Here is a 13,261-nt window from a genome sequence, read left to right on the forward strand (position 1 = left end):
ATCACCCGGTCGCCGAGGCGATGGGTGGCGTCACGCTCGCGGCGATCAGCTCCTGCAGCACCGGGTTGGGGAAGCGTCGGGTCTGAACGATGGCGTAGAAGCGCTCGGTCACGTCCGGGATGCGGCAATGCTCGACCAGCAGGCCCGTGTGAAGCTCGTCCTGCACGACGATCGGGGGAACCACGGCGACGCCCTCGCCCTCGCGGGCGAGCAGGCGGAGCATGGCCATGTCGTCGACCTCGGCCTGGATGATCGGGTGGATGCCCGCGAGCGACAGCACGCGGTCGAGGGCGACGCGGATCTCGCTGTCGAGGCTCGGCAGCGTGACCGGCACGGTCCGAAGGACATCGGGGAAGCGCAGGGGCTCCGCCACCGACCCGGACCGGCCGACCAGGCTCACGGGCTGCTCGGCGATGAGGTGGCTGTGGAGGTCTGTGCCCGCGTCCCGGCGCACCGCCGTGGTGGCCAGCACCACGTCGAGGCCATGCATCTCGAGCTGCGCCAGCAATTCGCGCATCGTCCCCGAGCGCACCACCAGCTCGACGTCCGGGCGCCCGATCACCGGGCGCAGGAACTCGAGCTGAAAGTTGCGTGAGAGCGTCGTCAGGGCTCCGACGCGCAGCACCTGCTGGGCGGCGCGGGGCCGCCCCTGCAACACCTTGAGCAGTTCGTTGCCGGTCTCGAAGACGGTGTCGGCATAGTCGAGCGCGATGCGTCCCGCCTCGGTGAGGACGAGCTTCTTGCCGCGGCGCTCGAACAGGTCGTGCCCGAGTTGCTGTTCCAGCTTCTGCAGCTGCACCGACAGGGCGGATTGCGACAGGTTGAGGACGTCCGCGGCCCGGGTCAGGCCGCCCTCATGCGCGATGCAATGGAACAGGCGCAGGTGGTGGTAGTTCAGGGCCGTCATGCGACATATTTACGAAAACGAACGATCGCCGGCAATCGTTGAGGAGGGTGTCGCAACCGTCGAACGATATCGTATCCGGGGGCGTGGTGTCGCTGCGTGTGGCCCACCGCGAGGACCGGACGGGCGCAGCCTACAACGTCGCATGTCGACTGAAGACCTTGCGTAGTCTGACCCGTACGAGGCCATCGGCAAAGCCCGGACAGACGACCCGTCGAGGTTCACGTACGACCCGCACCACCAGAATCCGGCACCGAACGACGCGATCTTCGCAAAAAGTGTCAGGGACACGCAGCGCTTCCAACGGCCCGACAGGCAAATCCGCCAGCCCTCCCCGCATCGAATCAGCTACGACGGCCCTGTTTCCCTCCCGAGCGACCGGTGACGACGATGCTGAGATCTGCCCTGCTGGCGACTTGCCTGGCCTGGAGCGGCGCCGCGCTCGCCACCGAGGTGAAGCTGCCCGGCACGGCGGCGATCGGCCCCGAGAGCCGTGTGATCGCGATGACGTTCGGATGCACCCCGTCGCGGTCGCGCAACGAGACCGGGAGCCTGAGGATCGGCTTCGACATCCCGAATTTCGAGGCCCTGGAGAAACGCTTCGATTTCGGCGCCTTCGAGGGACCGGAGGGCACCCGCAAGCCGCTGACCGAGATCACGGTGGTGCAGAGCGTGCGCCTGTCAGCAAATGGCTCCATCGCGTTTGACGGCACGTCCTTCTCCCTCGGCACGGCTGCCGCCTTGCGCGGCGAGGCGGCCGAGCTGACGCGGGTCAGGGCGGTCGCCGTGGCCGTCGGTGCCGGACCCGGAACTTTGCGCTGGCGCCAGGACAGCCCGCGCAAGGGTGACGACCCGGTGATGGTCACGGTGCCGATCGGCGCGGCCGATGCCGACCGGCTCAAGGCGGCGCTGGCACCCTGCCTGAAGGGCCAATGATCACCGCCGCCAGATCCCGATCCGGTTGGAGCGCGCCTGCTCCTCGGCGGCGAGCAGGTCCGGCGTGGCGTCGGCGCTGGCGCGGCCGCCGCCGTTGAACAGGATCAGCTCGGACAGATCCTGCCCGTCGAGGGAGCAGCGATAGGCGCCGCCCTCCCCCGCCGGCGCGCAGGCGACGTCGCGCCGGCGCAGGTAGCGGCCGAGCTCGCGGGCGTTGCGGCCGGACAGGCCGTCGACTCCGGCGAGCCGCACGGTGCGCCCGTCGAAATCGAGGGTGCCGGTATCGACCACCGCCGGGCTGCCCCGCAGCACCGCGCGGCCGGTCGGGTCGCGATCGGTGAGCGCCCGCGGATCCGCATCCGGCTCGGCGATGCTCGCCGTCTCCGGCCGCGGCGCCGGGGTGGCGCGTGCCTCCGGCCTGCCGGCCTCGACCTTGCCGGCCTTGGCCCGGGCCGCCAGCGCCTGGGTGACGAAATCGCGCCAGATCAGGGCCGGCATGTCGCCGCCGGTGACGCCGGCCATCGGCGCGTTGTCGTCGTTGCCGAGCCAGACCCCGACCACGAGGTCGCCGGCAAAGCCCACGAACCAGGCGTCGCGGCTGTCCTGGGTGGTGCCGGTCTTGCCCCCGGAAGGAATCGAGACGCGGGCGTTCTTGCCGGTGCCCTCCCGGACCACGGCGCTCAGGAGATCGAGCATCGCGGTGCGCGCCGCCTGATCGCGGGCGGGCGTCGGGGGAGTTTGCGGCCGCGTATAGAGCGTCTGGTCGCGGGCGAGGATCTGGCGCACGCTGTAGGGCTCGATGGTCTCGGCGCCGGCCGCCACCGCCGCGTAGGCGCGGGTCATCTCGAGAAGCGTGGTCTCGGCCGAGCCGAGGGCGAGGCTCGGGAGGTTCGGCAGGTCGGAGGTCACGCCGAGGCCGCGGGCCGTCTCGATCACCGCCGGCATCCCCACCGCCTCGGCGAGCTGCACCGCCACGGTGTTGATCGAGTGGGCGAAGGCGGTGCGCAAGCTGACCGCGCCGCGGTAGCGCCCGCCGTAATTCTCCGGCTCCCACTCGCCGATCTGGGTCGGCCGGTCCATCATCGTCGAATCCGGCCGATAGCCCTGGCGCATCGCGGTCAGGTAGACGAACAGCTTGAACAGCGAGCCGGGCTGGCGCTTGGCCTGGGTGACGCGGTTGAACTGGCTGTCGGCATAGTCGCGCCCGCCGACCATCGCCAGGATCGCCCCGTCGGTCGACATCGCCACCAGGGCGCCTTGCGAGACCTTGCGGCGCTCGCCGTCCTGGTCGAGGCGGCGGGCGATCACGCTCTCGGCGATGTTCTGGAGCGTCAGGTCGAGGGTGGTGCGGACCGTCGCGTCGGCCGGTCCGGTGCCGATCAGCCCGCGCACCGAGTCGGCGACGCCGTCGACGAAGTAGTTGGTGCCGACCGGCGTCTCCGTCGGCACCCGGACGGTGGCGGGGGCGCGCTTGGCCGCGTCGGCCTCCTGTTTCGTGACCGCGCCGGTCTCCACCATGGCCTCGAGCACCTGGGCGGCGCGGCCCCGGGCCCCGTCGAGGTTGCGGTGGGGGGCGAGCTGCGAGGGTGCGCGCACCAGGCCCGCCAGCATGGCCGCCTCGCTCAAGGTCAGGTCCTTGGCCGGCTTGCCGAAATAGCGCTGCGAGGCCGCGTCGGCGCCGTAGACGCCGGCACCGAAATAGGCGGCGTTGAGGTAGCGGGTGAGGATCTCGTCCTTCGGCAGCTGCGATTCGAGCCACAGCGCCAGCACCGCCTCCTGCACCTTCCGCTTCAGGGTGCGGTCCTGGGACAGGTAGCTCATGCGGACGAGCTGCTGGGTCAGGGTCGAGCCGCCCTCCCGGGTGCCGCCGGCGGCGGCGTTGCGGAAGGCCGCGCGGACGAGCCCGCGCAGGTCGATGCCGTGATGCTCGTAGAAGCGGCGATCCTCGATCGCGACGATCGCCTTGGCGAGGACCGGCGGCACCTCTTTCGCCGAGAGCTTCGCCCCCTTGATGACGCCGCGGGTGGCGAAGGCCTGCCCGTCGGCGGCCCGCACCACGAGGGCTGAGGCCGTCGGCTCGACCGTGAGGCCGCCATTCACCGGCAGGGTCGACAGCGCGTAGATCGTGTAGGCGAGGACGAGACCGGCCACGAGCGCGGCGGTGGCTGCGGTCGCCTTGAGCCAGGGCACGCGCCGGGCGACGTCCGCGACAGGCCGCCAGGCCGCCGCTGTCGCGGACGCGGCGCGGCGCGTGGCGGGGTGATCGGCGAGGCGGCCGGCGCCCGTCCGCATCCGGATGAATCCCGACCGGGCGGCCGGGCCGATCCGGGCGCCGAGTCCGGCGGCGGCACGGGAGAATCCCGCGAACCGGCCCTCCGGCCTGTGTCCGGGATGCGCTCCCGCGGGCTTCGTGCCCGCGGGTTCCGCCCCCGACCGAGCGGCCGGCCCGACCGCGCCCCCAAGGTCGAGCCAGTCGCGGTTGCGTCCATCGGGTCCGGGTTCGGGCGGCCGCTCGGTCAAGGTTCTATGTCCCGGTTAGCGCGGCTCGATCCAGCGCGCCGGGCGGGCGGCGGCCGGGCGGCTGAAATGCAGGCGGCGGATGGTGTGCCGGTGGCGCCGGACATGGTGGCGCCCGTAATGGCGGCGATGGTGCCAGTGGCGCCGGTGATGCCAGTGGCGGCGATAGTGGCGGCGGTGGTGCCAATGGCGGCGATGCCAGTGGCGGCGGTGCCAATGGCGGTGTCGGCGCCAGCGCACGGTCTCGACCGTGGAGGGCTGGTCGAGGGCGGTGGTGACCGCGGCGCTCGGCATCAGCGGCGAGGCGCCGGCGAGGCCGCCGAGGCCGGTGAGCAGGAACAGGGCCAGCAGCAGGGTACGGATGCGCATCGGGGCTCCGGGCGATGGGTCCAGGCGGGTGCGGCGCGGCACCGGGATGCCGCCTCACACGAAGACCGGAACTCAACGCCAAGCTCTGCCGTTTCGTTCCCGCGCACAGGGGGCGTGCAACGCCAAGCCTGGCCGTTGCGCCACGAAGCGTTAGGTTGCGGGTGTCACGCGTTCTTGCGCGTTGGGGTTCTTGCGCGTTGGGATTCTCGCGCGTCGGGAGGGGGGTATGCCATGCGGCCGTGCGTGAAGCGGCTCTATCGGTGGTCGGCGGCGGCGGCGTTGCTCGTCGCCGGCATCAGCGCGGCGGAGGCCGGCTGCGTCCGGCGCGTCATCAACCGCTCGCCTTACTTCGCGGTTGCCAGCCGCAACGGCGGGCCGAGCGTCGGCATCCCGCCCCATTCCTCCCGCTCGATCGGCATGACGGCGCCGGGCCGGGTCGATATCGCGGCCTATTGCGCCGGGCGCGGCCCGCGCGGACGCCTCGTCCCGGTCGGGCCGCCGGTGGCGCAGGACAGCTACACGTTCACGGCGATCATCGACCGCTGCTACTACGATCTCGGCCTGATGGGATTCGGCCAGGGCGGCACCGAGCCGTTCGTGCTCAACGACCCCCGCCAGGGCGACCTGACGGTCGGTCCGTTCGGCCCGGCCTGCCCGCCGCGCTAACCAGATTTCGCCGAGGTGGTTACCGGTTCGGCGCGAAAAATCTGCGACAAAACAAGGACTTAAGCGGTTTTGCGTCGGCCTGCCGACGCAAGTCCGCCTGGAGCGTGACGAGCGGGGTTGCGCTCCCGAAATGAACTGGCTAAGAAGCCCTCGTCGGCGGCCACCAAGGGCGCCGGCGAGAAACGTTCCCCGATAGCTCAGTTGGTAGAGCAGGCGACTGTTAATCGCCTTGTCGTAGGTTCGAGTCCTACTCGGGGAGCCACTTTCCTTATTCTGACACTGTGTTCGGATCTCGCGGCGACGCCTTTTGCGCCCGCTTGACGATCCGTCTGTCAGGTCTCCCCTCCCCGATTGGTCCGCCGGAACGCCGCCGGGCTCAGGCCGGCGCGTGCCGCGAAGAACCGCGAGAAATACGCCGGATCATTGAAGCCGAGATCGAAGGCGATCTTCGAGACCGGCAGCGTGGTGTAGATCAGGCTGCGCTTGGCCTCGAGCATCAGCCGGTCGTGCAGGATGCCCTGCGGCGAGCGCCGCACCGCTTCGGTGCAGGCGGCGTGCAGCCGGTCCGGGCTGACGCCGAGCGAGGCGGCGAAGCGGGCGACCGGCCAGCCCTCGCGCAAATGCGCCTCGACCAGGCGGCGGAAGCGGCGGTGCAGGTCGGCCCGCGCCAGCGCCGCCGGCTCGGTGATCGAGCGCGCGGCGCGGGTGCGCAGCACGCCGACGACCAGGAGCTTGGTGAGGGCCGCCACCGCGCTCGCCGCCCCGGCAGGGCACCGGAGGCCTCCCGCATCAGGGCCTCGACGAGGAACGCCAGATCGAGGTCGATCTCCTCCGGCGAGCCGGCCCGGCCGCTGAACGCCGCCTCGGCGGTGGCGCGCAGGCGCGCGGCGTCCGGGTCGGGATCGAGCACGGCGGCGAGGAAGTCGTCGGCGAGCGACAGGACCACGCCGTCGGTGCCGGGCCGGAACGAGAAGGCATGGACCACCCCGGACGGCACCCAGACCAGCCAGGGCGCGGAGAACTCTTCGCGGTGCGCGTCGAGCGACAGGGCCCCGTGGCCGCGCGTGACCACGAGCCCCTGCGTCAGCGCGCCGTGGCGGTGGGGCGCGATCTCCCAATCGTGCAGGGCCGCGCTGGTGCCGATCCGCTCGGCATGGACGAAGCTCGGCACCGTCGCCTCGGCGGTCTCGCCGTAGAGGCGAAAGACCGGGATCGGCCGCTCGCGCTGCATCTGCATCGCCGTCTCCTCCCGCCCGTGGCAGAGCCGTGCCGGTGAAGAAAGGGCGCAGGTACCCCCTCTCCCCGCCGGCGGCTTACGGATTCACACAGCGCTTCTGACACGCAACCCTTTGCAAGATCGGGCGCTTTCCCCTCCCCCTTGTGGGGAGGGGTCAGGGGTGGGGGTGGTGCCGCGTCAAGCGCGAGGCTTCTCCGGCACCACCCCCACCCCCTTGCCCCCTCCCCACAAGGGGGAGGGGAGGCGCGCTACTTTCTTATGGAGAGGACGATCAGACCGAGTTGCACGAATGCGGTGGCCGCCCGCGGAGAGAGAAGAAAATCCGCGTCCTTTCTTCACCCGGACGTGCCCTTGACGCTAACGCCCGGCGCCAGATCCGTCCAAGAAATTCCGACGCCCGTCCATGGCCGGGCCCCATCGGGGCAGGTAGCGTCCGAGCATCGAACCGGACCAGTTCCAAACTGCTGATCCGGCACGCGAAACTTGTGTGCGGCGCAATATCGGCCGGCCTGCCGACGGAGCCGTCCGGGTGAGCCGCCCGGCGACCCGATACGGCCAAGATACGACCAAGCCGGCTGCCGCACGACCGGACCTCCAGCGCGGCGAGAAGACCCGCGAGGCCGACACGACGAGGGAGAGAACGATGACGGATCCCAAGGGCTTCCCGCTGAACGCCTGGTATGCCGCCGCCTGGGACCACGAGATCGGCCGCGCGCTCACCCCGCGCCGGATCTGCGACAAGGACGTGGTGCTCTACCGCCGCACCGACGGCGCCGTCGCGGCGCTCGAGGATGCCTGCTGGCACCGGCTGCTGCCCTTGTCGCTCGGCCACCTCAAGGGCGACCAGGTGATGTGCGGCTATCACGGCCTGGTCTTCGATGCGTCGGGCCGCTGCACCTTCATGCCGGCGCAGGAGACGATCAACCCGTCCGCTTGCGTGCGCGCCTTCCCGGCGGTCGAGCGCTACCGCCTGGTCTGGCTGTGGATGGGCGACCCGGCCCTCGCCGATCCCGACCTCGTGCCGGACTTCCACTGGAACAGCGATGCGCCCTGGGTCGGCGAGGGCGGCACCTTCTACGGCCTGAAGTGCAATTACCGGCTGGTCATCGACAACCTGATGGACCTGACCCACGAGACCTACGTCCATGCCGGCAGCATCGGCGACGAGGCGATCACCCGCAGCCCGTTCGAGGTGACGCATACCGACACCTGCGTCACGGTCGAGCGCTGGATGGAGAACATCGAGCCGCCGCCGTTCTGGGCGCGCAATCTCGGCAAGCCCGGCCATGTCGACCGCTGGCAGATCATCCGGTTCGAGGCGCCGACGGTGGTGGCGGGCGATGTCGGGGTGGCGCTCGCCGGCACCGGCGCCCGCCAGGGCGACCGGAGCCAGGGCGTCAACGGCTTCTTCCTGGCGGCGATCACGCCGGAGACCGCCACGAGCTGCCACTATTTCTGGAACTTCGTGCGCAGCTGGCGCACCGACGACGAGGAGCTGACGAAGGCGCTCAACCGCGCCCACGTCAACGACGGCAAGGGTGTCTACGACCAGGATCACGACGTGCTGGAGGCCCAGCAACGGGCGATCGACCGCCAGCCGCGCCAGCCCTTCTACAACCTCAACATCGATGCCGGCGCCCTCTGGGCCCACCGGCTGATCGACGGCATGATGGCGAAGGAGGGCCGCGACCCGGCGAAAGCCGCCCCGTCCGTCGGCATCGCGGCGGAATGACCGCCATGGCCGCGACCGACTGGCAGCCGGCGCGCCTGCGCGCCACCCGGGCGCTGACGCCCGACATCCGCCTGCTCGAGATCGAACCCGCGGGCCCGGTCGCCCCGGCCCCGCCCGGCAGCCATCTCGGGGTAGCGGTGATGATCGGCGAGCGGCCGGATACCCGCTCCTACTCGCTCATCGATTCCGGCGCCGACGGGCTCTACCGCATCGCCGTGAAGCGGCTGCCCGACAGCCGCGGCGGCTCGACCTACATGCACGGGCTGGAGCCCGGCGCCCGCTTGAGCATCTCCGGTCCGCGCAACCATTTCGGCCTCAGCCCCGGACGGCCCGGCTACCTGCTCGTCGCCGGCGGCATCGGCATCACGCCGTTGCACGCCATGGCGCTCGCCCTGCACCGGACGGGCGCCCCGTTCCGCCTGCTCTATGCGGCGCGGACCCGGCAGGACCTGGCGCTTGCCGAGGAATTACGGGCGCGGATCGGCGACCGGCTCCAGACCGTCACCGACGACGAGGGCGGCCGGATCGACCTCGCGGCGGCGATCGCGGATCTGCCGCCCGGGGGCGAGGCCTATCTCTGCGGCCCCCTCGGGATGATGGAGGCGGCCCGCCGGGCCTGGGCGGAATCGGGCCGCCCGGCGCAAGGCCTGCGGTTCGAGACCTTCGGCACCGGCGGCCGCCACGCCGCCGAGGCGTTCACGGTTCGCATCCCGCGCCTGTCGCGGGAGATCGTCGTCCCGCGCCACCAGACCATGCTGGAGGCGCTGGAGGCGGCGGGCGTCGGCATGATCCACGATTGCCGGCGCGGCGAATGCGGGTTGTGCACGGTGAAGATCCTGGGCGTCGACGGCACCGTCGATCACCGCGACGTGTTCTTCAGCGACGCCCAGAAGGCGACGAACGCCCAGCTCTGCACCTGCGTGTCGCGGGTGGTGGGAGGCGGGATCACCATCGATACGGCGGATCGGGCGGGGTGAGGGGGATTTTCCTCGGCACCGGAAGTCTAGCCGAGGACGCGTCCCATCATCCTCCAAACGTCATTCCGGGGCCGCGAAAGCGGAGCCCGGAATCCAGAACCGCGGATGGTCCAGGAAAGAGCGGCCGGCGTCCCGCTTCGTTCTTGACCAACCGAGCGTCTGGATTCCGGGCTCCGCTGTCGCGGCCCCGGAATGACGCGGAGGGTGTCATCACCCCCGAGCATCATCAGAAAACGACAATCGAAATCCTTGGGAGGACAACCGTGGCCATCGCACAGGAACCATCCGACCCCCGCGCCGCCATCCGCCAGGGCGCCATGACCCCGTTCCAGGTCGCCGCCGTGGCGGTCTGCGTGCTGATCTGCGCGCTGGACGGGTTCGACGTGCTGGTCGTCGCCTTCACCGCCGCCTCGATCGCCAAGGATTTTTCCCTCAAACCCACCGATCTCGGCCTGCTGTTCAGCGCCGGGCTCGCCGGGATGGGGCTCGGCGCCCTGCTGATCGCACCCTTGAGCGACCGGCTCGGCCGGCGCACCACCGTGCTTCTCTGCCTCGCCATCCTGTGTCTGGGCATGCTGGCGGCGGCCGCGACCCGCACGCTGACCGAGCTCGCCCTGATGCGGCTGTTCACCGGGCTCGGCATCGGCGGGGGGCTCGCCACCGTCAACATCGTGGTCGCCGAATACGCAACCGACCGCTGGCGCAACCTGTCGATCTCGCTGATGTCGCTCGGCTATCCCCTCGGCGCGACCCTCGGGGGCGCATTCTCGGTCTACCTGATCGCGGCGCATGGCTGGCGCGCGGTCTACGTCTTCGGCGGCCTCGTGGCGCTGGCCCTGGTGCCGGCGGTGCTCGCCTTCCTGCCGGAATCCCTCGACTACCTCATCGCCCGGCGCCCGGCCGGGGCGCTGGCGAAGGTCAACCGGGTGCTGGCGCGCCTCGGGCGCCCAGGCCTCGCCGCCCTGCCGGTCCCCTCGCGTGCCGAGGTCGAGACCGGTGCCAGCCTCGCGGCCATCGCGCGCCCGCCCTATCGCAGCCGGACGCTCGCGGCCTGCGCGGCGTATTTCTGCGTGATGACCACCTGCTACTTCTTCCTGAGCTGGACCCCGAAGGTGCTGACCGAGCTGGGATTGAGCGTCAGCGGCGGCATCTCGGGGGCGATGCTGATGAATCTCGGCGGCGCCGCCGGCTGCCTGCTGTTCGGGTTCGTCGCCCGGAAGGCCGGGACGCGGCGCCTCGCCGCCGCCTTCATGGCCGGCCTGTTCCTCGCCGCCACGGTCTTCGGCCACGTCCCGGCGACGCCCGCGGCTCTGCTCGCCGCCACCCTCCTCATCGGCTTCTGCCTCTACGGCTCGATCAACGCGATGTATGCGGTGGTGCCGCCGATCTTCCCCGCCCCGGTGCGCACCACCGGCACCGGGCTCGCCATGAGCGTCGGCCGCCTCGGCGCCGTCACCGGCCCAGGCCTCGCCGGCATGCTGATGGCGGCGGGCTGGGAGCGGGCGGAGTACTGCGTGGCCCTGGCTTTGCCGATGCTCGTGGCGGCCCTGTGCCTGCGCTGGGTCGCGGCACGGGAACCGGCGGAGACCACCCGGACGGTGCCCTCCGCGGTCTCGCCGGTGCGGGGCTGACAGGCCCGGCCTCGATCCATCCGGCAGCGACGGGGCCGGGCGCAGGCCTCGTCGCGGCAGGGCGGGTCAGTGCCCGCTGCGGTGAAGGTGGCGGATCAGCGCCGCCCCGTCCGGCGACGGCGGGCGCTCGATGCGGCGGTAATCCCGTCCATCGCTGCTCCGCGTCATCAACCCGGTATGGCACATCGTCCGCCGGAGGATGGCGGGATCGCCGAAGAGGTGCAGCGTGACGAGCAGGGCGCTGATCCCGCGCTCGTCGAAGCTGCGGCCGGCCGGGATCTTCGCCCAGAGCGCCCAGAGGCAGAGATCCTGGATCGACCGCTGGGCGGGCCAGCGGCAGAGCATTCCTTGAGAATCGAAGTAGCGGGCGGCACGCAGCACGGACGCGGAATCGGCCTCGACGGGGGCGGGTCGCTCCTCCGGCGGGAGTCGATCTCTCAAGGCGCGCAATTGCTGGAAGTTGCGGTGGCCGGCGGCCCGGGCCAGCATGTTCAGCATCTCGACATGGCTCGGCACGGGGCCCGGCGGGGTCGTCCGCGCCGCCCATTGGGCGCGCAGGGATTGGGCGAGCGCCGACACGTCGCGCATCGCGAAGGGGATCAAGTCTCTCGGCACGATCATTCTCCGGGTGCCGACCTTGAATCAGGTGTCGAGGGTCACCGGCTTTCGACGCGGCACGGGAACGAGCCCGGTCCGTAGGAGAATGGACAGGTTTAGCTCCCCTCTCGGGGCGGTGACGCCTGGGTGACTGCCGACCCGCCGCGGAATCTACCGGGATTTCCGCCGGCGGCAAGCCGGTTGCGTTCCGAAGATCCCTCAAGGCCCCCGTCCCGTCACCGGAATCCGCCGCAGCAGCGCGGCCCCGGCCCAAGTCACGCCGAGCGCGACGGCGAACACCGTCAGGCCCTTCGCCACGGCCCCGGCCTTCCATGCGAGCAACCCGAACTGCGTCCAGGTCACGACGGGATAGTGCAGCAGGTAGATCGCGAAGCCGTTGGCCGCGAGGCTGTCCCAGGCGGGGCGCCGGCCTCCCGCGAGGCGCAGGAACACGGCCGGCAGCGCGAAGCAGGCGGCGGCGCAGAAGACCGCCTGCGCGATGCCCGTGACGGCGAGGGCGGACCGGGCCGGCAAGTGGAAGGCCGTACCGAAGCGGGCCGCCGCGACGAAGGCCGCGCCCGCCCCTACCGCCAGCGCGACCCAGAGCCCGCAGCGGCGGGCGAGCGCCCGCCCGAACCCGGCGACTGCCGGCCCGCCGCCCGCGCCCAACCGGAGCCCGGCGGCGAAATACGCCGCGTAGAGGCCGATGCGGCTGCCCTGGACGGCGAACGGCCCGATCGCGAACCAGCGGTTCGGACCAATGGCGAGGAGGAGCGGCAGGAAGGCGAGGATCGTGACGGTGGCGAGGATCGCGAAATCTCGGACCGGGCGAGGCGTTTTCAGGGGCGGGCTCTTCCACCAGCGCGGTGCCAGCACGAAGCCGAGGATGGCGGCGGCATCGAACAGCAGCAGGACGCCGATGAACCAGGGCGGCCCGCTCGGCCACGGCCCGGTCGTGACCGTGGCGAGCCAGAAGGCCGGGAAGCCCGGCGCAAAGCCGGCCTGGAGGAAGGACGGGTAGTAGGCCAGCGGAACGATCGTCAGTTCGGCGGCGCAGAAGGGGAGGAACAGGCGGACCAGCCGCGCCCGCCAGTATGACCGGGCGCCCTTGCGCACGAGCCCGTCGCGGACGAACAGGCCCGAGAGCCCGAACAGCAACGGCATGAAGAAGCCGTCGTCGATCAGGACGACCAGATCGAAGCCGATCCACCGCTGCGGATCGACGATCGGCGCGGTCGACAGGGCGTAGTGGACCCGGTCGACGTGTCCGAAGGTGCAGTAGGCCAGCACTGCGTGATGCAGGACGACGAGGCCGACGACGAAGCCGCGCAGGTGGTCGAGGGCGACGAGGCGCCCGGTCGGAAGAGGTCGTCGAGGATCCGGGGGCATGGTCGAGCGGCTTGTCTCAGTCTGGATTGGCGAGAGCGGAGAGGGCCATCAGGCCGGCAACGAAGGCGAGGCGACCGGCCCGCCCGCGCAGCGTGCCGTCAAAGGGGCCGAACCAGCCCGAGATGGACTCGGCCACCCGGCACCGCTCGAGCACGACGACCCCCTCCCGACCCGGCTCCGTCGGCACGCCCCCGCAGCGCATGCCGTGCGGAGGGTACCGCTCTTTGCAGCTTTTCGCCCGGAACACGCATCGAAGGTCGCCGGGCGCAGGCTCGGCGAGTGCTCCGGCTCGCCTCGAAGGCCGGC

At 71.3% G+C, this 13,261-nt stretch carries 13 protein-coding genes and 1 tRNA gene; 6 read left to right on the forward strand and 8 right to left on the reverse strand.

Annotated features, from left to right (window positions below):
- Position 1: 1 nt before the first annotated feature.
- Positions 2–907, reverse strand: a complete 906-nt coding sequence (locus F1D61_RS05910; protein WP_203156900.1) for a LysR family transcriptional regulator — start codon at positions 905–907, stop codon at positions 2–4.
- Positions 908–1,285: 378 nt separating this feature from the next.
- Between F1D61_RS05910 and F1D61_RS05915 the strand changes: the two genes are divergently transcribed.
- The gene (locus tag F1D61_RS05915) at positions 1,286–1,840 is read left to right on the forward strand and encodes a hypothetical protein (protein ID WP_203156901.1); all 555 of its coding nucleotides are present in this window, start codon (positions 1,286–1,288) and stop codon (positions 1,838–1,840) included.
- Here the strand turns inward: F1D61_RS05915 and F1D61_RS05920 are convergent, their stop codons facing one another.
- A complete protein-coding gene (locus F1D61_RS05920; RefSeq protein ID WP_246775739.1) occupies positions 1,841–4,132 on the reverse strand; it encodes a PBP1A family penicillin-binding protein in 2,292 nt (763 codons plus the stop codon).
- Between the two features lie 243 nt (positions 4,133–4,375).
- Positions 4,376–4,726 carry a hypothetical protein gene (locus F1D61_RS05925; RefSeq protein WP_203156903.1) on the reverse strand — a complete coding sequence of 117 codons (351 nt, stop codon included), beginning with the start codon at positions 4,724–4,726 and terminating at the stop codon, positions 4,376–4,378.
- A 231-nt stretch (positions 4,727–4,957) separates the two neighbouring features.
- Between F1D61_RS05925 and F1D61_RS05930 the strand changes: the two genes are divergently transcribed.
- Complete coding sequence (locus tag F1D61_RS05930; RefSeq protein WP_203156904.1) at positions 4,958–5,392, forward strand: hypothetical protein; 435 nt, start codon at positions 4,958–4,960, stop codon at positions 5,390–5,392.
- 186 nt (positions 5,393–5,578) lie between these two features.
- Positions 5,579–5,654, forward strand: a tRNA-Asn gene (locus F1D61_RS05935).
- Between the two features lie 70 nt (positions 5,655–5,724).
- Here the strand turns inward: F1D61_RS05935 and F1D61_RS33925 are convergent.
- Entirely contained in the window at positions 5,725–5,928 is a 204-nt protein-coding gene (locus F1D61_RS33925) for a helix-turn-helix domain-containing protein (protein ID WP_246775740.1), read from the reverse strand.
- Complete coding sequence (locus tag F1D61_RS33930; protein WP_246775741.1) at positions 5,889–6,629, reverse strand: hypothetical protein; 741 nt, start codon at positions 6,627–6,629, stop codon at positions 5,889–5,891. Before F1D61_RS33930 ends, F1D61_RS33925 begins: the two co-directional genes overlap by 40 nt.
- 643 nt (positions 6,630–7,272) lie before the next feature.
- Between F1D61_RS33930 and F1D61_RS05945 the strand changes: the two genes are divergently transcribed.
- The 3 genes from F1D61_RS05945 (at position 7,273) to F1D61_RS05955 (ending at position 10,969) form a co-directional block, all read left to right on the forward strand.
- Positions 7,273–8,361: an aromatic ring-hydroxylating dioxygenase subunit alpha gene (locus F1D61_RS05945; RefSeq protein ID WP_203156906.1), complete on the forward strand. Its 1,089-nt coding sequence runs from the start codon at positions 7,273–7,275 to the stop codon at positions 8,359–8,361.
- A gap of 5 nt (positions 8,362–8,366) precedes the next feature.
- Positions 8,367–9,338 carry a PDR/VanB family oxidoreductase gene (locus tag F1D61_RS05950; protein WP_203156907.1) on the forward strand — a complete coding sequence of 324 codons (972 nt, stop codon included), beginning with the start codon at positions 8,367–8,369 and terminating at the stop codon, positions 9,336–9,338.
- A 263-nt stretch (positions 9,339–9,601) separates the two neighbouring features.
- Complete coding sequence (locus F1D61_RS05955) at positions 9,602–10,969, forward strand: MFS transporter (RefSeq protein ID WP_203156908.1); 1,368 nt, start codon at positions 9,602–9,604, stop codon at positions 10,967–10,969.
- Between the two features lie 66 nt (positions 10,970–11,035).
- On the opposite strand, the gene F1D61_RS05960 is transcribed toward F1D61_RS05955, so the two are convergent.
- The 3 genes from F1D61_RS05960 to F1D61_RS05970 form a co-directional block, all read right to left on the reverse strand.
- Complete coding sequence (locus tag F1D61_RS05960) at positions 11,036–11,584, reverse strand: DUF2087 domain-containing protein (protein ID WP_203156909.1); 549 nt, start codon at positions 11,582–11,584, stop codon at positions 11,036–11,038.
- 201 nt (positions 11,585–11,785) lie between these two features.
- Entirely contained in the window at positions 11,786–12,955 is a 1,170-nt protein-coding gene (locus F1D61_RS05965; protein WP_203156910.1) for an acyltransferase family protein, read from the reverse strand.
- A gap of 16 nt (positions 12,956–12,971) precedes the next feature.
- Entirely contained in the window at positions 12,972–13,109 is a 138-nt protein-coding gene (locus tag F1D61_RS05970; RefSeq protein WP_203156911.1) for a hypothetical protein, read from the reverse strand.
- Between the last annotated feature and the right edge of the window lie 152 nt (positions 13,110–13,261).

The sequence above is a fragment of the Methylobacterium aquaticum genome (assembly GCF_016804325.1).
GTDB classification, from domain to species: Bacteria; Pseudomonadota; Alphaproteobacteria; order Rhizobiales; family Beijerinckiaceae; genus Methylobacterium; species Methylobacterium aquaticum_C.